18 protein-coding genes are annotated in these 17,965 nt (G+C 67.4%); 3 read left to right on the top strand and 15 right to left on the bottom strand.

The features are described from left to right. Positions 1–85: 85 nt before the first annotated feature. From NRG23_RS00535 to norR, 7 genes are all read right to left on the bottom strand, one after another. Complete coding sequence (locus tag NRG23_RS00535; protein ID WP_016704274.1) at positions 86–568, bottom strand: SCP2 domain-containing protein; 483 nt, start codon at positions 566–568, stop codon at positions 86–88. Next, positions 562–1,452 (bottom strand): U32 family peptidase, encoded by an 891-nt coding sequence (locus tag NRG23_RS00530; protein ID WP_016704275.1) that lies wholly within the window; start codon positions 1,450–1,452, stop codon positions 562–564. Before NRG23_RS00530 ends, NRG23_RS00535 begins: the two co-directional genes overlap by 7 nt. Before the next feature lie 10 nt (positions 1,453–1,462). Beyond that, positions 1,463–2,458, bottom strand: a complete 996-nt coding sequence (locus NRG23_RS00525) for a peptidase U32 family protein (RefSeq protein ID WP_028682735.1) — start codon at positions 2,456–2,458, stop codon at positions 1,463–1,465. Between the two features lie 110 nt (positions 2,459–2,568). Next, entirely contained in the window at positions 2,569–3,804 is a 1,236-nt protein-coding gene (gene glp / locus NRG23_RS00520; RefSeq protein ID WP_257373492.1) for a gephyrin-like molybdotransferase Glp, read from the bottom strand. Further along, entirely contained in the window at positions 3,801–4,367 is a 567-nt protein-coding gene (gene moaB, locus NRG23_RS00515; protein WP_016704278.1) for a molybdenum cofactor biosynthesis protein B, read from the bottom strand. The genes glp and moaB overlap by 4 nt, the downstream gene beginning before the upstream one ends. A 97-nt stretch (positions 4,368–4,464) precedes the next feature. Further along, complete coding sequence (gene pdxH, locus NRG23_RS00510; protein WP_257373491.1) at positions 4,465–5,112, bottom strand: pyridoxamine 5'-phosphate oxidase; 648 nt, start codon at positions 5,110–5,112, stop codon at positions 4,465–4,467. A 443-nt stretch (positions 5,113–5,555) separates the two neighbouring features. Beyond that, positions 5,556–7,082, bottom strand: a complete 1,527-nt coding sequence (gene norR, locus NRG23_RS00505; protein WP_009049460.1) for a nitric oxide reductase transcriptional regulator NorR — start codon at positions 7,080–7,082, stop codon at positions 5,556–5,558. 155 nt (positions 7,083–7,237) lie between these two features. Here norR and ytfE point away from each other — a divergent pair, with 155 nt between their 5' ends. Beyond that, the gene (ytfE, locus tag NRG23_RS00500; protein WP_257373490.1) at positions 7,238–7,954 is read left to right on the top strand and encodes an iron-sulfur cluster repair protein YtfE; all 717 of its coding nucleotides are present in this window, start codon (positions 7,238–7,240) and stop codon (positions 7,952–7,954) included. Between the two features lie 41 nt (positions 7,955–7,995). Here the strand turns inward: ytfE and NRG23_RS00495 are convergent, their stop codons facing one another. Both NRG23_RS00495 and NRG23_RS00490 read right to left on the bottom strand, forming a co-directional pair. Then, complete coding sequence (locus NRG23_RS00495) at positions 7,996–8,436, bottom strand: CopD family copper resistance protein (RefSeq protein ID WP_016704283.1); 441 nt, start codon at positions 8,434–8,436, stop codon at positions 7,996–7,998. Between the two features lie 28 nt (positions 8,437–8,464). After that, a complete protein-coding gene (locus tag NRG23_RS00490; protein WP_124345051.1) occupies positions 8,465–9,655 on the bottom strand; it encodes an NnrS family protein in 1,191 nt (396 codons plus the stop codon). A 597-nt stretch (positions 9,656–10,252) separates the two neighbouring features. Between NRG23_RS00490 and NRG23_RS00485 the strand changes: the two genes are divergently transcribed. After that, complete coding sequence (locus NRG23_RS00485; protein WP_009049464.1) at positions 10,253–10,936, top strand: Crp/Fnr family transcriptional regulator; 684 nt, start codon at positions 10,253–10,255, stop codon at positions 10,934–10,936. Next, positions 10,933–11,127 (top strand): hypothetical protein, encoded by a 195-nt coding sequence (locus NRG23_RS00480; RefSeq protein ID WP_028682730.1) that lies wholly within the window; start codon positions 10,933–10,935, stop codon positions 11,125–11,127. The genes NRG23_RS00485 and NRG23_RS00480 overlap by 4 nt, the downstream gene beginning before the upstream one ends. Positions 11,128–11,593: 466 nt before the next feature. On the opposite strand, the gene NRG23_RS00475 is transcribed toward NRG23_RS00480, so the two are convergent. From NRG23_RS00475 to NRG23_RS00450, 6 genes are all read right to left on the bottom strand, one after another. After that, positions 11,594–13,429, bottom strand: a complete 1,836-nt coding sequence (locus NRG23_RS00475; RefSeq protein ID WP_257373489.1) for a nitric oxide reductase activation protein NorD — start codon at positions 13,427–13,429, stop codon at positions 11,594–11,596. A gap of 803 nt (positions 13,430–14,232) precedes the next feature. Then, entirely contained in the window at positions 14,233–15,660 is a 1,428-nt protein-coding gene (locus tag NRG23_RS00470) for a cbb3-type cytochrome c oxidase subunit I (RefSeq protein WP_257373488.1), read from the bottom strand. Positions 15,661–15,663: 3 nt separating this feature from the next. After that, positions 15,664–16,104 (bottom strand): cytochrome c, encoded by a 441-nt coding sequence (locus NRG23_RS00465; protein WP_016702476.1) that lies wholly within the window; start codon positions 16,102–16,104, stop codon positions 15,664–15,666. Between the two features lie 98 nt (positions 16,105–16,202). Further along, positions 16,203–16,463, bottom strand: a complete 261-nt coding sequence (locus NRG23_RS00460; RefSeq protein WP_016702477.1) for a cytochrome C oxidase subunit IV family protein — start codon at positions 16,461–16,463, stop codon at positions 16,203–16,205. A gap of 10 nt (positions 16,464–16,473) precedes the next feature. After that, complete coding sequence (locus tag NRG23_RS00455) at positions 16,474–17,073, bottom strand: cytochrome c oxidase subunit 3 (protein ID WP_135006701.1); 600 nt, start codon at positions 17,071–17,073, stop codon at positions 16,474–16,476. Beyond that, complete coding sequence (locus NRG23_RS00450) at positions 17,057–17,848, bottom strand: CbbQ/NirQ/NorQ/GpvN family protein (protein ID WP_257373487.1); 792 nt, start codon at positions 17,846–17,848, stop codon at positions 17,057–17,059. The genes NRG23_RS00455 and NRG23_RS00450 overlap by 17 nt, the downstream gene beginning before the upstream one ends. Positions 17,849–17,965: the final 117 nt, after the last annotated feature.

Genomic DNA, 17,965 nt, shown 5'->3' with positions numbered 1-17,965 from the left:
CTTGCTCGCGAGGCGTCGTCTCAGGCACGCCGCGTTATCCCGGTCGCCGGCGCCTGCAAAAGGCATTGCCCGGCGCCCCCGTGACTCAACCCGCCGCCAGCCCCTTCCCCGCCCGCTCCAGGCCGCGCCACAGCCAGACCGGCAACACATCCGGGTCGAGGCTGTCGATCAGGTTCTTCAGGGTCAGGCCCAGTTCGGTATCGCCCTCGATCACCAGGCGCCGGCGGAAGAACAGGGTGTCCGGGTCTTCCTGGCGGCTGGCCAGCAGCAGGAACTCACGCCAGTTGCCGCTGATGGTCACGTCGGCCCGGGCCCGGGCGGCGATGCGCAGGCCGTCGCGGTCGCGGGTCACGTACCAGGCCAGGCCCAGGTCGGGAATCCGCAGGCACAGCCAGCGCCGGCGCAGCAGGTCGAATTCGCCGGCGCGCAGCGGCTCGGCCAGGCAGCGGTTGAGCCCCTGCTGCAAGGCCAGGCGCTGCACGCCGAACGGCACCCGCCGCAGCCATGGCAGCAGCCGGTCGGCGCTGCGCAGCAGCCATTCCTTGCGTTTGGATTTGCCACTCAGCACAGGCCCACCTCCTCGACGCGCAACATCCCGGCCTGGCCATGCCAGTAACCGTTGCAGCCCTCGACGAACAGCGGTGGCGTCGCACCCTGGCGCACCCGCTGATAGGCCTCGATCACCTCGCCCATGCCCTGGGCCCGCGGGCTCAGGCGCAGCAGGTCGGCGCCGCAGGCCACCAGCCCGGCGTAGTCCGCCAGCAGATTGGTGACCTCCGCCGACATAGTCTGGATGCCATTGAGGGTGAACAGCGCCTGGCCTTCCTGGCTGCTCAGCGCCAGGCCGTCGGGGTACTGGATGCAGCAGAACTGGCAGTCGTCCTTGGGCCGGTCCTGGGCCCGGGCGGTAAAGCAGCGCGCGGAATACGCCAGCGGCAGATGCCCATAGGCGAAGACTTCGACCTCGGGCACGGCCTGGCCCAATTCCCGTACCTGATCCAGCACCGCGCGGATCAGCGTCGCCGAACACTCCACCGGCGGCACCCAGCGGATCATCCCGCAGGCCTGCAACTGCGCCAGGGCGTGGCCGTTGTACAGGTTGAGCGCCGGGCCACCGACGAACGGCAGCTTGCGCTCGGCGAGGAACTGCACCGCGCCCATGTCGTTGGCCTCCACCAGCAGCTCGCCGTTGTCGCACAGGCGCCGCAGGCTCGACAGCTCCGAGGCGGCTTCGATCAGGGTCAGGCTGGACAGCACGATCTGCGCCCGGCTACAGCCCTGCAGTTCGCGCCCCAGGCCCAGCCACTGGTCCAGGGACAGCGCCCGGCGTTTCGAACACACGGTTTCCCCCAGGTAAATCACATCCAGGGGCAAGGCCGACATCTCGGCATAGAAACGCCCCAATTGTTCCTTGTCCCAGTAGAACAGGACGGGGCCCAGGCTGAGCTTCATCGCGAATTCCTCATTGCCATGATCGGTGGTAGGCACCCAGGGTGGTCTGGCTGCCCTCGGACAGAGCGGCCAGCACCAGGCGCCACTGGTCCTTGACCGCAAAATTCGCGGGCGCGGCGCGATGGGCATCCAGCGCCGCGCGCCAGACCCGGGTGACCTGCTCGACATAGGCCGGGCTGCGCTGGCGGCCTTCGATCTTCACCGCCTCGACGCCAATCGCCGCCAGCTCCGGCAGCAGGTCCAGGGTGTCGAGGCTGGTGGGTTCCTCCAGGGCATGGAAGCGCCTGCCTTCGACCAGGAAGCGGCCCTTGCACAGGGTCGGGTAGCCGGCCGCTTCATTATCGCTGTAGCGGTCGATCAGCACTTCGCTGAGGCGTGCGCTCAAGCCTTCGGCGTCCTCGCTCCAGCGCACCGCCTTGGCCGGCGAGCAGACGCCGCACAGGTTCGGCGACTCGCCGGTGATGTAGGAAGACAGGTGGCAGCGCCCCTCGGCCATGATGCACAGGCTGCCAAAGGCGAACACCTCGATCGGCACCGTGCTGCTGGCCGCCACCTGGCGCACCTGGGCCAGCGACAGCACCCGCGGCAGCACCGCGCGGCGGATGTTGTAGTGCTGGGCGTAGAACGCCAGGGCGCTGGCATTGGTCGCCGAGCCCTGCACCGACAGGTGCAGGTTCAATTGCGGGTGGCGCTGGCTGGCATAGGCCAGGACCCCGGGGTCGGCGGCGATCAGCGCGTCGACCCCATGATCGGCGGCGCGGTCCACCGCCCGTTGCCAGCGCGCCCAGCCCTGGGGCTGGGGGTAGGTGTTGACCGCCACATAGAGTTTGCGTTGGTGCTGGCGAATGTGCGCGACCGCCGCGTCGAACTGCTTGTCGTCCATGTTCAGGCCGGCGAAATGCCGGGCGTTGGTGTCGTCGCGAAAGCCGACATAGACGGCATCGGCGCCTTGGCGCACCGCCGCTTTCAGCGCAGGCAGGTTGCCTGCGGGGCAGACCAGTTGCATGGGGGTTCCTCATCAAAGAACGCGCCGGGACGACGCGTATGCTGCGATCGGAAATGCGCTGCCAGTCTAGCCAGACCGGCAGCCACGGCCTTGACCGCAATCAATTGCCGTCACTGCATCAGCTCGGCGAACGACAGGAAGGGCACAGGGTCGCCCGCATGCACCTGACGCTCGCATTCCACCAGCGCCAGGCCATCGGCCCAGCAGGCGGCGCTGAGCATCGCCGAGCTTTGCTGGGGGTGCAGTTGCACGCTGGTCTGGGCATCCTCGCCGGGCACCAGGCGGGCACGCAGATACTGGCGGCGCCGGTTGCGCTGCAGCCACTCGAAACCCGCCGGCAACGCCAGGGGCCGCGGCAACACATCCGTCACGCCCTGGGCCCGCAGCAGGAACGGCCGCACCACCACCAGCGCGGTCACCAGCGCCGCTGAGGGATTGCCCGGCATGCCGATCCACGGCTTGCCGGCCACTTCGCCAAAGGCCAGGGGCTTGCCCGGCTGGATCGCCAGGCGCCAGAAATCCACGTGGCCCAGCTCTTCGATCGCCTGCTTGAGGTGGTCCTCCTCGCCGACCGAGACCCCGCCCGAGGTCAGCAGCAGGTCGCACTCCGACGAGGCCAGGCTCAAGGCGTGGCGGCTGGCCGCCAGCTCGTCGGCCATCACCCCGTAGTCGTGTACTTCCACGCCCCAACCGCGCAGCAGTGCCGACAGGCAATACCGATTGCTGTTGTAGATCTGCCCCGGTGCCAGGGGCTGGCCGGGCTCGCGCAGCTCGTCGCCGCTGCTCAGCAGGCACACGCGCAATGGCCGATAGACCTCGACCCGGGCGATCCCGGCAGCGGCCAGCAACCCCAGCTCCTGGGCGCGCAGGCGCTTGCCGGCCTTGAGCAACAGCTCGCCGCGGGCCACCTCCTCGCCCTGCCGGCGCACGTGATTGCCCACCGTCACCGGCGGCAGCCAGAGCTGCCCGTCCTCGACCCGGCAACTCTCCTGAGGCACCACCGTATCGGCCCCCGGCGGCAAGGGCGCGCCGGTGAAGATGCGCACCGCCTGCACCGCCGCCAAGGGTGTGTCCGCCGCCTGCCCGGCGGCGATCCGCCCGCCCAGGGTCAGGCAGCCACCGGCAGGCGGCAGGTCGGCGGCGCGCAAGGCGTAGCCGTCCATGGCGCTGTTGTCCCAGCCGGGCAGGTTCAGTGGCGAATGGATGTCCGCCGCCAGCACCCGGCCCAGGGCCTGCTCCAGGGCGATGTCCTGGGTCGTGGGCGGTGGTGGCACCTGGTCCAGCAGATGGGCGATGGCCTGGTCCACCGGGATCAGTTGGCCGCTGTCGCAGCCACAGCCGGTCACGGCCGCACCCCACAGGCCTCGATCTGCTGCCCTGGCGCCTGATGGGGTTGCGGCTTGAGATGGGGGGCGAAATTGCACGGGCCGGTGCGGCTGTCCAGCTGCGGGCGCAGGATCATGTTCCAGGCGGTGCGGCAGGCCCCCGGCGAGCCCGGCACGCACACCACCAGCACGCCGTTGCTGACCCCGGCCAGGGCCCGCGACTGCAGGCTGGACATGCCGATTTCCTCCACCGACACCTGGCGGAACAGCTCGCCGAAACCTTCCACATGCTTGTCCAGCAGCGGCAGCACCGCCTGGGGCGTGTTGTCCCGCGCGGTGAAGCCGGTGCCGCCGGTCATCAACACCACCTGCACCTCGGGGTCGGCGATCCACTGCGAGACACGGGCGCGGATCTGGTAGATGTCGTCCGGCACCAGGCCGCGATCGACCAGCACATGACCGGCAGCTTGCAGCAGGTCGCTGAGGGTCTGGCCCGAGGTGTCGGTGTCCAGGGTGCGCGTATCGCTGATGGTCAGCACGGCGATGTTCAGGGGGTGAAACGTGCGTTGCGCCAGATGGGCCATATCCAAGCCTTCCCGTGAATGAGATTGGCCCCAGCCTGAACCGAATCCTTGGAGGAACCTATTCCTCCAAGGAGGTACCTCGACGGGGCGACAAGCCTCAGGGCGCCAGCCGGCCGTGGCGCCAGGCGCCCTCATGCAGGCGGTAGTCGAGGCGGTCATGCAGGCGGTCGCTGCGCCCTTGCCAGAACTCCATGCGCTGCGGGCGCAGGCAGTAGCCGCCCCAGTGTTCCGGGCGCGGCACCGGCTGGCCGTCGAAGCGGCTGGTGGTGCTGGCCAGCAGGGATTCCAGTTGCAGCCGGTTGGCCAAGGGCTGGCTTTGCGGCGACGCCCAGGCACCAAGGCGACTGGCCAGGGAGCGCGAATCGAAATACACATCCGACAGCCGCGGCGCTAACCGCGAGACTAATCCTTCGATCCGCACCTGGCGCTCCAGGGTGGGCCAGAAGAAGGTCATGGCGGCCCGGGGATTGGCCGCCAGTTCCAGGCCCTTGGCGCTCTGGTAGTTGCCGAAGAAGGTAAAACCCTCGGCACTCAAGCCCTTGAGCAACAGCACCCGGCAATGGGGCTGGCCCTGCTCGTCGACCGTGGCCAGGCACATGCTGTTGGCCTCCACCGGCGCCTGCTCGGTGTCGCGGGCCTGTTGCAGCCACTGCTGGAACAGCGGCAGCGGATCGTCCGGCGCGGCTTCGTCGGACAGGCCATCGCAGCAATAGTTACGGCGCATCTGGGCCAGGGAAAGCGGCATGAGGGTGATCTCCGTTGGGGTTTGCCGCAGTCTGCGAGGCCGCGCCGGGCATGACCTTGATCGCCATCAACGGCAGTTGCCGATCGCTATCTTCTGTAGCAACTGCGCCGCCCTCTAGACACCCATGTTCCGTAGCCGCTGCCGAGCGCAGCGAGGCTGCGATCGGTCTGGGCGGCATTCCGACGCAGCAGCCGCCAATCCAGGAGACGCGGTATTCCAGGTAGATCCGGTACACAGGCTTTGCGAGGACTTCGTCCTCGATCGCAGCCTCGCAGGCTCGGCAGCGGCTACATGTGGCGCGCCAGCAGCAGCTTCTGTAGGAGCGAAGCTTGCTCGCGATGGTCGTCAACGGTGACGCGCATAACCTGACACCCCGCATCGTTCTCAGGTTCATCGCGAGCAAGCTTCGCTCCTACAGAGGCAATCGAACGTCGGCCGGCCTGCTATTTGAGCCGCAGGCGCCGGGCCAGTTTGTGCAGGTTGCTCGGGTCGACTTCCAGCAAGCGGGCGGCGCGGGCCCAGTTGTTGCGGCAGCGGCTCAGGGCCTGGTGGATCTTCTGCCGCTGGTAATCGTCGACGGCTTCGCTCAGGGGTTGGAAGGGTCCGTCGTCGGCCGCCAGTGGCGACGGTTCGAGCGGCTCCGCGCCCTTCACCGAGCTGTCGAGATCGAGCACGTCCGGCTCCAGGGTCAGGATCTGGCTGCGACTGCCGCCACGGCTGAGCTGTTTGAGCGCGGCGCGGCTGATCACATGTTCCAGTTCCCGCACATTGCCCGGCCAGGGGTAAGCCAGCAGCGCCCGTTCGGCCGCCGGCGACAGGCGCAGGCCACGCAGGCCGAGGCGGCTGCGGTTGAGCTCGAGGAAATGCCCGGCCAGCACCAGCACATCCGGGCCGCGTTCGCGCAGCGGCGGGATCGGCACCGGGTACACCGAAAGCCGGTGGTACAGGTCGGCGCGAAACAGCCCGTCGCGGATGCTGTCCGGCAGGTGGCGGTTGGTCGCGGCGATGATGCGCACATCCACATGCAGCGGCTTGTCCGCCCCCAGGCGCTGGATCTCGCCGTTCTGCAGGGTGCGCAGCAACTTGGCCTGCACGCTCAACGGCAGCTCGCCGACCTCGTCGAGAAACAGCGTGCCGCCGTTGGCCGCGTCGAAGCGCCCGGCACGGTCGCTGGTGGCACCGGAGAAGGCGCCCTTGACGTGGCCGAACAGCTCACTCTCGGCCAGGGACTCCGGCAGCGCCGCGCAGTTGACCTGCACCAGCGGTTTGTGGGCACGCCGCGACAGGCGATGCAGGCGGCGGGCGAACAGCTCCTTGCCAACCCCGGTCTCGCCCAGCAGCAACACCGGCAACTCGGAATCGGCGAGCACGTCCAGCTCGTTGAGCAATTGGTGCAGGACTTCGCTCTGGCCAAGGATCTCGCCCTCCTCGACCGGCCCGCGCGCATCCTGCGGCTCGCTGCGGGACAGGCGCAGGCTGCGGTTCTCCTGCTCCAGGCGGGTGACCCGCAGCGCCGCCTCGATCTGCAGGCTGCAGCGCTTGAGCTCGTCGCGGGCCTGGCGGTCGAAGGTGCCGGGGCGCAGCGCGTCGAGGGTGATCGCGCCCCAGACCCGCCCTTCCACATACAGGCTCACGCCCATGCAGTCGTGCACCGCCAGCGGCCCGTTGTCCGGGTGGTCGAGCAGCCCGTCATAGGGGTCCGGCAGGCGGCTGTCGGGCTCGAACCAGGTCGGCTCGCGGGACGCCATGATCGCCGCCAGGCGCGGGTGCTGGGCGATCACGAAACGTCGGCCGAGGGCTTCGTGCACCAGGCCGACGGTGGCCAGCGGCCGCAGGCTGTCGTCGTCCAGGCGCAGCAGGCCCACGGCCCCGGCCTTGAAGTATTCCCGCAGGGTCTGCACCAGACGCTGCAACCGCACGGCATTGGGCAACTCGACAATCAGGTCGGCCGCCAGACTTTCACGCAACATGGTAGTCATCACCCTTTCTGGTGGTTTTAACCCCTTGGTTTCGGGGTCATCCGCACCACGACAAAAAATTAATCCATTATTTTCAAAAAGTTACAGCTGGCATGGCGGCTGCAACGGCCCAGGGGAACCGTTGCCACTCCAACAAGGAAAACCTGATGAACCCGACACTGCTGGAACGACCCGCTCCTTCCCAACCAGACGCTTCGAAGCACAATCTCCTGGAGCAAAGCCTCGGCCAACTGGCCTGCGACATCCCCGGCGCCAGCCGGGTATTTCATGAGTTCAAGCTGGACTTCTGCTGCGGCGGGCAGAAAACCCTGCGCGACGCCGCCCTCGGCAAAGGCCTCGACCCGGTGCAGATCGCCGAGGCCCTGCACCTGCTGCAAGACAGCGCCGCCCGGCAGCAGGACTGGCGCGATGAACCGAGCGAGGCGCTGATCGCCCATATCCTCACCCGCTACCACGCCCGCCACCGCGAACAGCTGCCGGAACTGATCCGCCTGGCCTGCCGCGTGGAGCAGGTGCATGGCGCCCGCAGCAACTGCCCCAACGGCCTGGCCGATCACCTGCGGGACATGCAGCAGGAGCTCGAAGGCCACATGCTCAAGGAAGAACAGGTGCTGTTCCCGATGCTGCAACAAGGCCTGGGCCGCCGGGCGGCGCCGCCAATCCATGTGCTGCGCCTGGAACACGAGCAACATGGCGAGGCCCTGGAGAAGCTGCTGGTGCTGACCGACCACATCACCCCGCCCGCCGACGCCTGCAACACCTGGCGCGCGCTGTACCGCGGGCTGAGCGAATTTCGCGACGACCTGATGCAGCACATCCACCTGGAAAACAACGTGCTGTTCGTCAATGTCCTGAACGCTTGAGCCCCGCCCTTGCGTGCCAGCCCTGGGGCTGGCACGTTCATTCAGCCGTGCCAATAGAACATCGCCTTGGCCAGGACCACGATCAGCAGCATGTGCCCCAGCACGCTGCGGCGGATCCAGCAGGCGCGGCCGGCGCTCAACCGCGCGGTCTTGAGCCAGTACGCCAGCAACAGGTAATGGCCGATGATGCTCAGGGCCAGGACAATCTTCAGGCTCAACAGGCTGGCGAAACTGCTGCCCAGGGGCTGGCTCAAGGCGCCGCGATGCTGCCAGGCCAGGCCGATACCGGCGCCGTACAACAGCAGCACCACGCCATGCAGGACCTTGCGCGAACGCACCGCGATGGCCTGGTCCGCCGCCACTTGGGCGTCGCTCGCCAGTTGCCGGCGCGCCGTATGCCAGATGCACACCTCGAAGAACAGCGTGCCGATAAAAGCGATGGCGGCCAGCAAATGCGTGACCAGTAACCAGGGGTAGATCATTGCCCTTCTCCTAGCTCTGCGTTCAGGCTCAACCCGGATGCCCGTCGAGCCGCGCCCGCAGCAGCATCGGCCCGTAGCGCCAGACGTACAGGGCAAAGGCCAGGGCCCAGCACAGGCCCGCCAGCCACAACGCCGCCACCGGCAGCCAGAGCACCAGCAGCACCCGGCTGAGGCAGGCCAGGTTGAGCAGGATGAACGCCAGGGTCATGCCCGCCGGCGGCTCCAGCGCACGCCCGGTGTGGCCCAGGCTGACCCGGGCGATCATCGCCAGGATCAGCCCGGCCATGGCGCCGATGGTCAGGCCGTGCAGGGCCAGGCTGGGGTTGAGCGGCGCGCCGAAATGCCACAGCGCCATACCCAGGCAGGCCAGCGCCAGCCAGGCGTAGGCCAGGTGCAGCGACCACAGCAGCGGCACCCGCCACAGCCCGCGGTCCTGCCAGCGCCACAGCCGCAGCAGGTGCCCGGCCGCCAGCAGCAGGAACAGCGCGCCGACCCAGGTATTGGCCACCAGCGCCGGCCCGGCGGCATACAGCAGCGCCACCAAGGCCGAGCCCACCAGCAGCAGATAATCGAGCCACGGCCAGGGCGCCACGGCCGCGACCCGACCGAGGCCGCGCTGGGTGAAAAACGGAATCACCCGCCCGCCGATCAGGCTCATCATCGCCGCCACCAGCCACAGGCCGCTCAGCACGCCCTGGCGCTGCCAGCCTTCATGGCCCTGCAGCAGGCCGGCCACCGACAGGCCATCGGCCGCGGCGAGCAACAGCAGCACCAGGACAATCGGGTAATTACGTTGCTGCCGTACCTTCCACAGCATGCGGCCCATCAACCCAGCCAACGCCAGGGGAAAGCCCAGCTCCAGCACCGCCAGCAGCGGCCAGGGCGCGCTGCCCAGCCAGGCCAGGCGCGCGGCCAGCCAGAGCAGGGCCAGGGCCGCCAGCGGCTTGCCGCAGAGGCCCGGCTGGCCGGTCCAGGTCTGCACCGCGGTCAGCAGGAAGCCGGCGATGATCGCCAGGCCGAAACCGAACAGCAGTTCGTGGCGGTGCCAGCCCAGCCAGCCCCCCGCCGGTTGCCAGTCGCCCAGGGCACCCTGCAGGGCCGTCAGCCACAGCGGCACCACCAGCAGCGCCAGGACACAACCGGCGAGAAAGAACGGCCGGAAGGCCAGGCGTAACAGCGGCACGATCGCCAGCGCTGCACGACGGTCAAGTACTTGCATCAAGCCCACTCCTTTACCCAGCGGCCGACCCGGCGACGGTCGACACGCGGCGAATGAAATCCCCGGCCATCATCGGCCATTGGCGCGCCCTTGCCGTTGTCGCAAATCAAGCTTGCCCGGGATGCGGTGGGCCGTTGTGCCCGCCGTCCTTTCTGGCAGTGCAAGGGGCGTGCCCCGGGGCCCGGTCGCAGCCTCGCGCGGCCATAAGCCGGCGGGCCGGGGGTGCGGCTGGCGCGGTACCGGGGTTCGTCTTTCAATGAGCGGGTCAAATTGACCATTCGCTAGTCATTTACACCCGAAATCGCCAGGTCTTTTTGACCATGCAACCGCAGATCCCCCGCGTACAGGGGCCCTGGCGCCTGGCCCGGGTCTTGCTGAACACAGGCCACCCCCATCCCTCCCGAATTACCGGAGCCACCATGAACACCGCCGGAGCCTTCCTGAAAAAAACCCTTCAGCCACTGACGTGGTTTGTCGTCCTCGGCGCGATCCTCGCCCTCGCCAGCCGTGTCGCCCTCGGCCTTGTCTGACAGCCCTGCTCCGGCAGCTCTTGCCTGGCAGCCGCCCTCCCCTCCAAACCATTAAGGATGAATATTCATGGTGCTTCATCGCGTGCATCACCAGATCCTGCGCAGCCATCACCTGTTCGAGCCCCTCAACGAGGAACAGCTGGACGAGCTGATGGCGGCCAGCCAGTTGCTCAGCCTCGACAAGGGTGACCCGCTGTTTCGCCAGGGCGAGCCGGCCGAGGCCTTCTATTTCGTGATCGCCGGCGCGGTGAAGATCTACCGCCTGACGCCGGACGGTCAGGAGAAAGTGTTCGAGGTCATCGGCCCGCGCCAGACCTTCGCCGAGGCCATGATGCTGATGGACACGCCGGACTATGTGGCCTCGGCCGAAGCCATCGGCCCGACCCAGCTCTATCGGCTGTCCAACGACACCTACCTGCGGCTGCTGCAAAGCAACAGCCGCCTGACCTTCGCCCTGCTCGGCAAGCTCTGCGTGCGCCTGCACCAGCGGGTCAACGAGATCGAAACCCTGTCGCTGAAGAACGCCACCCACAGGGTGGTGCGGTATCTGCTGACGCAGTTGATGCAGCTGCAACCGGTGGAGCGCCAGTTCGAACTGCCGATGGCCAAGCAGCTGATCGCCGGCCACCTGGCGATCCAGCCGGAGACCTTCTCGCGGATCATCCGCCGCCTGATCGATGAAAAGATCATCAGCCAGGACGGCCGCCAGATCGTGATTCTCGACCGCCCGCGCCTGGAGCAATTCGAATGAGCGCCGGGCCGGTCTGCCTGTATTGCCAACAGTCCAACCCGCCTCGGCAAAGCGCCTGCCGTCATTGCGGCATGCCGTTGCCGGCCACCGCGGCGCACGCCGAACAACGCCGGTTGCGGCGCTTTACCGGGTTCTGCATCGGTCTGACGCTGTTCTGCGTGGCGATGTTCTTCTGGCTGCCGCGCTCCTAGCGGACGCTTTTGCCTGGAACACCGTTGCGGCCGCTACGCAGCCGATCGCAGCCTCGCTAACGCTCGACAGCGGCTACAGGTCTGGAGTCGTGCACGGTCCTGTAGCCGCTGCCGAGTTGCCCGTTTTGCGGCCGCTACGCAGCCGATCGCAGCCTCGCAGGCTCGGCAGCGGCTACAGGACCGCGCATGGCTCTGGTCTCTACGTGTAGCCGCTGTCGAGCGTTAGCGAGGCTGCGATCGAGGACGCAGTCCTCGCAAAACCTATGCGCAAGATTTACCTGAAATAACGCGTTGCCTGATTGGCATTGCGATGCAGTCCCCGCAAGGCCTGCACACCAGGTTTGCCTGGAACCTTGAACCCTTCCCCCTCGCCTGCCCTCGCCGGCGAAGGTGTCCCAGGCGCGGGCAACAGCCGAGGGTCTCTTCACTGGCGAGCCAGGCGCCTGCCGTCGAGGGGTGTTGCGCCTCAAGGCTGGGTCAGCTGTCGATACAACTGCGGCAAACGCAGCGGCAGTTGCTCGGGCTGGCGGATCAAGGTGTAGCCATTGGCGCCGAACATGTACGGCAGGTAAGCCGCCGCTTCGCGGTCGATGGTGATGCAGAACGGCGTCAGCCCCTGGCGGCGCGCTTCCAGTACCGCCTCGCGGGTGTCCTCGACGCCATAGCGGCCTTCGTAGAGGTCGAGGTCGTTGGGCTTGCCGTCGGTCAACAGCAGCAACAACTTGCGCTGGCGCTTGCAGCCCGCGAGCAGGCGCGTGGCCTGGCGGATCGCCGCGCCCATGCGCGTATAGAACCCCGGCTTGAGCCCCTGGATCCGCCCGCGGGTGTGGTCATCGTAGCGCTGGTCGAAGGCCTTGAGTTCCTGCATGCGCACCTGCTGGCGACGCAGCGAGGAAAACCCGTACAAGGCAAAGTCATCACCCAGGCCAGCCAGGGTTTCGCCGAACAGCAGCAAGCTGTCGCGGATCACCTCGATCACCCGGTGCTCGTCGTTGAGGTGGGCATCGGTGGACATCGAGACGTCAGCCAGCAGCAGGCACGCCAGGTCACGCCGGGTCTGGCGCTGCTCCATGAACAGGCCGCGCTCGGCACAGGCGCCATGGGCGCGCTCGACGTGAAAATCCAGCCAGGCCTGCATGTCCAGCTCCGACCCCTGGGGCTGCTGGCGCAACCACTGGCGGTCGTTGCGCAGCTGCTGGAACTGCCGTCGCAACAGCTGCGCCGACGGCTTCAGGCGCGACGGCAGCGGCTGCGCCTGGCAATCGCGCGGCACCAGCATCTGCAGGTTGACGAAAGCTTCCTGCAGCCGCCCCTTGCGATAGTCCCATTCCGGCAAGTGGATGCCCTCGCCCAGGGGAATGTCATCGACATCCGCCGGCGGCAGGTCGAGGTGCAGCTTGAGGCCACCGCCCTTGCGCAGGCGGGTGCGCGACAGGGTCAGCTCATCCAGGTCGGCGGCGACCCGGGCGGCGTCCGGGTCTTCGCTGTCGTCGGCCCAGCGGTCGAGGTCCACATGCTCGGTCCAGCTGAACAGATTCTCCAGGCGCAGGATCAGCAGGCCGCCGTCGCGGCTATGGTCCTCGACCCGGCTGGCGCGCTTGCGTCCGCCGGCCTGCTCGCCGGCCGTGGTCGCCAGATCCTCCGGCGAGCCCTCAAGATCGGCGGCCAGCGGGCTGGCCAGGTGCAGCGGTGGGTACAGCCATAACGGCACGGGCCAGGCCGCGCGTTCGCTGCGGGGAAATTCGGCGACACTGCCGGGCTCGCGCAGGGCCTGGCACAAGGCCCGCTCCAGCGCGGCCTCGGGGCGACTCAGCGAGGCCGGATCGGGGCGCAGTTGCAGATGCGCCTCGACCAGCCGCTGGTAGCGATCCTGCAACGCCGGGTAGCGTTGCAACAGGCGCCGGGTCCAGCGCTGATTGTCCCGGCCCCAATGGCGCATCGGCCCGGACTGCGCCGCCAGCAGGGCCAGCCAGCGATACAGCTCTTCGTTCAACGCCGCCTCGGGAAACACCGCGAGGCTGGCCGGCAGACGCAGGTTGTCGGCATCGCACCAGGCCAGGGGCAGTTGCCGGCAAGTGCCGGCGATCTGCTGCAACAGGCTGCGGCGCAACAGCAGGTCGCGCTCGCTGGCCGCCTCGACGCCGCGACCGTCGCCGCCCATGGCCCGCAACAGCAGGGCCAGGGCCCGTTGGCGCGGCGCCAGCTCAACCCGCGCCTCGGGAAAATCCACGCTGGCGCGGCGGGTGATAAAGCGGTGCCAGACACTGCCGACCCACTCTTCCAGTTCCAGGGTGAAGGCCATGGAACCTCCTTTTTTCCAGTACAGAAAAACGGTCCGCTACGTCAGCCGGACCGACCTTTTCCAGCGCTATCCAATCTTCGTAGCCGCTGCCGAGCCCGCGAGGCTGCGATCGAGGTGGGCGGCATTCCGACGTAGTCCTCGCAGAACCTGTGCACGCGATTTGCCGGAAAGACCGCATGGCCCGGTTTGCGGCCGCTGCGCTGCCGATCGCAGCCTCGCTTCGCTCGGCAGCGGCTACATAGAGATCATCGTGCGTTGTCCTGTAGCCGCTGCCGAGCCTGCGAGGCTGCGATCGAGGTGGGCGGCATTCCGACGCAGTCCTCGCAAAACCTGTGCACGCGGTTTGCCGGAAAGACCGCATGGCCCGGTTTGCGGCCGCTGCGCTGCCGATCGCAGCCTCGCTTCGCTCGACAGCGGCTACATAGAGATCGTCGTCGTGCCTGTCCTGTAGCCGCTGCCGAGCCTGCGAGGCTGCGATCGAGGACGCAGTCCTCGCAAAGCCTGCGCACGCGGTTTGCCAGAAAGACCGCATGGCCCGGTTTGCGGCCGCTGCGCGACCGATCGTAGCCTCGCTTCGCTCGGCAGCGGCTACATAGAGATCATCGTGCGTTGTCCTGTAGCCGCTGCCGAGCCTGCGAGGCTGCGATCGAGGTGGGCGGCATTCCGACGTAGTCCTCGCAAAACCTGCGCACGCGGTTTGCCTGAAAGACCGCATGGCCCGGTTTGCGGCCGCTGCGCTGCCGATCGCAGCCTCGCTGCGCTCGACAGCGGCTACAGGGATACGTTTCGCCAGCAGCGGTCGTTCATGAGGACACCACCGGGGCCGGTGCGCGCAAGGCGGCGCGGCCGCGCTGGCGGAAGCTCAGCAGGTAGCACAGCAGCCCGGCGAAGAACCCCAGCCCGCTGACCAGGCGCGCCCAGAACAGTCCACTGAGATGCTCCACCGTGGCCATGAACGGCATTGCCGTGCCGTCCTCGGCCCAGCGTTGCAGCAGCACCTGGACCACGCCGGCGGCAGTGAGCAACAGGGTGATCATCACCATCGACAGGGTCATCAGCCAGAAGCCCCAGACCTCCAGGGTCTGCGAGCGTTCGTCCGCCGCCTCGCCGAGGCCGCGCAAGCGCGGCATGGCGTAGCTGATCAGGGTCATGACGATCATCGCGTAAGCGCCGTAGAACGCCAGGTGGCCGTGGGCCGCGGTCAGTTGCGTGCCGTGGGTGTAGTAGTTGACCGGCGCCAGGGTATGCAGGAACCCCCAGACCCCGGCGCCGAAGAACGCGGTCACCGTGGTGCCCTTGGCCCACAGCGTGGCGGCGCGGTTGGGGTGCTGGCGGCGGCGGTTCTTCACCATGCTGAAGGCGAAGATCACCATGGCCAGGAACGGCAGCGGCTCCAGGGCCGAGAAGATCGAGCCGACCCACAGCCAGACCTCGGGGGCGCCGATCCAGAAGAAGTGGTGACCGGTGCCGATGATCCCGCTGATCAGCGCCATGGCGATGATCACGTAGAGCCATTTCTCCACCACTTCGCGATCCACGCCGGTGACCTTGATCAGCACGAAGGCCAGCATCGCGCCCATGATCAGCTCCCACACGCCTTCCACCCACAGGTGCACCACCCACCACCAGTAGAACTTGTCGCGGGCCAGGTTGGCCGGGTTGTAGAAGGAGAACAGGAAGAACACCGCGAGGCCGATCAGCCCGGTCATCATCACCATGCTGACGGTGGTCTTGCGGCCCTTGAGCAGGGTCATGCCGATGTTGTAGAGAAAGCCCAGGCACACCACCACGATGCCCATCTTGGTGATGGTCGGCTGCTCGAGGAACTCGCGGCCCATGGTCGGCAGCAGCTCGTTGTGGGTCAGCCGCGCCAGGCCCGCGTAGGGCACCAGCAGGTAGCCGAGGATGGTCAGCACGCCGGCGGCGGCGAACACCCAGAACAGCAGCAGCGCCAGTTTCGGGCTGTGCAGTTCACGGTCGGCCTCTTCCGGGATCAGGTAGTAGGCCGCCCCCATGAAGCCGAACAGCAGCCAGACGATCAGCAGGTTGGTGTGGACCATGCGCGCCACGTTGAAGGGAATGATCGGGAACAGGAAATCGCCGATCACGTATTGCAGGCCCATGATCAAACCGAACAGCACCTGGCCGAGGAACAGCATCAGGGCAAACACGAAGTAGGGTTTGGCCACGGCTTGCGAGGCGAATTTCAGGTGTGGATTGGCAAGACGCATCGTTCAGCCCTCCTTGTTTGGCGGCCAGCCATTGGTATTGATCTTCGAGCTCCACTTGAGGAATTCGGCGATGTCGTCGACCTCCTGCTGGCTCAGGTTGAATTGCGGCATGGCCCGGCGTCCGGGCACGCCCAGGGGTTGCATCTTCATCCAGGCCTGCAGGAAAGGCTTGAAGCCCTCCTCGCCGCCGCGGCGCTGGAACACGTTGCCCAGCTCCGGCGCGAAGTAGGCGCCCTCGCCCAGCAGGGTGTGGCAGCCGATGCAGTTGTTCTGCTCCCAGACCGTCTTGCCGCGCACCACCGCCGCGCTCAACAGCGCGTCGTTGCTGCGTACGGGAAAGGTCTGCTCCGTGTGATAGGTCAAGGCCAGGAAGATCAGGAAGAAGAACACGCTTCCCCCGAAATAGATGTTCCTGGCCATGCCTTTGGTGAAGGTTTCCGACATGCTCGCTTCCTCTTGGCTTGGCCCGGCCATTCTAGGAAGCGCGGGGGGCAAACCCGCTTGATGGCAATCAAGAAACGCCGATGGTTTTACTCGGGTATTTACAGGCTGAGGATCAGGCCCAGCAGCAAGGCCAGCGCCAACGGCCAGCCGAGCAGCAGCCAGCGCCACAGGCGCGGCCCGTGGCGCAGTTCCATGAAGCCGTCGGCGATCAGCCAGGCCTTGGCCACCGCCAGCAGCAGGATCAGCACCACCACCCCGCGCGGCGCGCCCTGCCCCAGCCAGCTGCCCAGCCATACGGTGCCGACGCTGAGACCGGCCAGGGCGACCCAACAGCTCAGCAAGAACCTGCCAGCGGACATGCGCACCTCGTCAATCCAGGACGTAGACCAGCGGGAACAGCAGCACCCAGACCAGATCGACCATATGCCAATAGAGCACCCCGGATTCGAAACCCGAAGGGTTGTCGGCGCCATACCGGCCGCGCAGGCAGCGCTGCGCCAGCCAGGCGAAAATCAGCATGCCCAGCAGCACATGGAGGAAATGAAAACCGGTGAGGATCCAGTACAGGGTGAAGAAGGTGTCGTGCTCAAGCCCGAGTCCCAGGCCCAGCAGATGCCGGTACTCGCCGAGCTTGAGCAGCAGGTAGACCGTGGCCACCAGCAAGGCCGCCAGCAGCAGCGCCGCGCCCTGGCGTGGCCGCGCCCGGCGCACCCGCTCCTGGGCCAGCGCCGCCAGCAGCCCGGCGCTGAGCAGGCTCAGGGTCATGGCCAGGCCGGTGGAACTGTCGAGCAGCTGGCGGCTTTCGGCGAACAGCTGCGGCTTGAGCTGCTGGGTCACCGCGAACGCAAGAATCAGGATGGCGAACACCGACAACTCGGCGAGGATGAAAAACCACATCGCCAGATCCCCCGGCAGATGACGCCGAGGGGCTGCCAGGGTGTCGGCAGCAGGGTCAGCCGAAGTGCACATCGACCACGTCCATCAGCGCCGCCACCGTGACAGGGTCGTCGCTCAGGGGCTCGGCCAGGCACGCCAGGCAGGCTTCGCGCGGCGGCATGCCGGCGCCGATCATGCGCGCGGTGAAAATCAGCAGCCGGGTGGACGCCACCTCCTCCAGGTCATGCTGTTCCAGGCGGCGCAGGGCCTGGCCCAGCCCGACGATCTGCCGCGCCAGGGCCGCATCCACCTGCACCTCGCGCTGGACGATGCGCTCCTCCTCGGCCGGCGGCGGATAGTCGAAGCGCATCGCCACGAAGCGCTGGCGGGTGCTGGGCTTCATGCCCTTGAGCAGGTTCTGGTAACCGGGGTTGTAGGACACCACCAGCATGAAGGACGGCGGCGCCCGCAGCACTTCGCCGGTGCGCTCCAGGAACAGCTCGCGACGGCCGTCGGCCAGGGGGTGCAGGACCACCACCGTGTCCTGCCGTGCCTCCACCACTTCGTCGAGGTAGCAGATGCCGCCTTCGCGCACCGCCCGGGTCAGCGGCCCGTCCTGCCACCAGGTGCCCTGGGCGCCGATCAGATGGCGGCCGATCAGGTCGGCGGCGCTGAGGTCGTCGTGGCAGGCCACGGTGTGCAGCGGCAGGTCCAGGCGGTGCGCCATGTGCTGGACAAACCGGGTCTTGCCGCAGCCCGTGGGGCCTTTGATCAGCACCGGCATGCCGTGCCGCCAGGCCTGTTCGAACAGCGCCTGCTCATTGTTCAAGGGTTGATAGAAGGGTTCGCAAGCCGTTCCGAAATCCATGGGCTACCTGATTCACAGCGGGGTTCGGCGACCACGCTAAGGCGCCAGGCAAGGGCGCGGCAAGCGCACCGGCGGGCAAACTTGATCGCCGTCAAGCGCACCGCGCCTGGCTGCAAT

Origin of the sequence: Pseudomonas sp. T8 (assembly GCF_024610635.1) — a bacterium.
GTDB classification, from domain to species: Bacteria; Pseudomonadota; Gammaproteobacteria; order Pseudomonadales; family Pseudomonadaceae; genus Aquipseudomonas; species Aquipseudomonas chlororaphis_I.
Note: the sequence above shows the minus strand (reverse complement) of the source record. Positions and strands in the feature narration are given on the sequence as shown.

What these genes read in the sequence shown, in the direction of transcription:
- NRG23_RS00530 (WP_016704275.1), bottom strand. Translation starts at nt 1,452, where the DNA reads ATGAAGCTCAGCCTGGGCCCCGTCCTGTTCTACTGGGACAAGGAACAA.
- NRG23_RS00475 (WP_257373489.1), bottom strand. Translation starts at nt 13,429, where the DNA reads ATGGCCTTCACCCTGGAACTGGAAGAGTGGGTCGGCAGTGTCTGGCAC.
- NRG23_RS00525 (WP_028682735.1), bottom strand. Translation starts at nt 2,458, where the DNA reads ATGCAACTGGTCTGCCCCGCAGGCAACCTGCCTGCGCTGAAAGCGGCG.
- norR (WP_009049460.1), bottom strand. Translation starts at nt 7,082, where the DNA reads ATGTTGCGTGAAAGTCTGGCGGCCGACCTGATTGTCGAGTTGCCCAAT.
- NRG23_RS00480 (WP_028682730.1), top strand. Translation starts at nt 10,933, where the DNA reads ATGAGCGCCGGGCCGGTCTGCCTGTATTGCCAACAGTCCAACCCGCCT.
- moaB (WP_016704278.1), bottom strand. Translation starts at nt 4,367, where the DNA reads ATGGCCCATCTGGCGCAACGCACGTTTCACCCCCTGAACATCGCCGTG.
- NRG23_RS00460 (WP_016702477.1), bottom strand. Translation starts at nt 16,463, where the DNA reads ATGTCCGCTGGCAGGTTCTTGCTGAGCTGTTGGGTCGCCCTGGCCGGT.
- NRG23_RS00465 (WP_016702476.1), bottom strand. Translation starts at nt 16,104, where the DNA reads ATGTCGGAAACCTTCACCAAAGGCATGGCCAGGAACATCTATTTCGGG.
- ytfE (WP_257373490.1), top strand. Translation starts at nt 7,238, where the DNA reads ATGAACCCGACACTGCTGGAACGACCCGCTCCTTCCCAACCAGACGCT.
- NRG23_RS00470 (WP_257373488.1), bottom strand. Translation starts at nt 15,660, where the DNA reads ATGCGTCTTGCCAATCCACACCTGAAATTCGCCTCGCAAGCCGTGGCC.
- NRG23_RS00485 (WP_009049464.1), top strand. Translation starts at nt 10,253, where the DNA reads ATGGTGCTTCATCGCGTGCATCACCAGATCCTGCGCAGCCATCACCTG.
- pdxH (WP_257373491.1), bottom strand. Translation starts at nt 5,112, where the DNA reads ATGCCGCTTTCCCTGGCCCAGATGCGCCGTAACTATTGCTGCGATGGC.
- NRG23_RS00490 (WP_124345051.1), bottom strand. Translation starts at nt 9,655, where the DNA reads ATGCAAGTACTTGACCGTCGTGCAGCGCTGGCGATCGTGCCGCTGTTA.
- NRG23_RS00495 (WP_016704283.1), bottom strand. Translation starts at nt 8,436, where the DNA reads ATGATCTACCCCTGGTTACTGGTCACGCATTTGCTGGCCGCCATCGCT.
- NRG23_RS00450 (WP_257373487.1), bottom strand. Translation starts at nt 17,848, where the DNA reads ATGGATTTCGGAACGGCTTGCGAACCCTTCTATCAACCCTTGAACAAT.
- NRG23_RS00455 (WP_135006701.1), bottom strand. Translation starts at nt 17,073, where the DNA reads ATGTGCACTTCGGCTGACCCTGCTGCCGACACCCTGGCAGCCCCTCGG.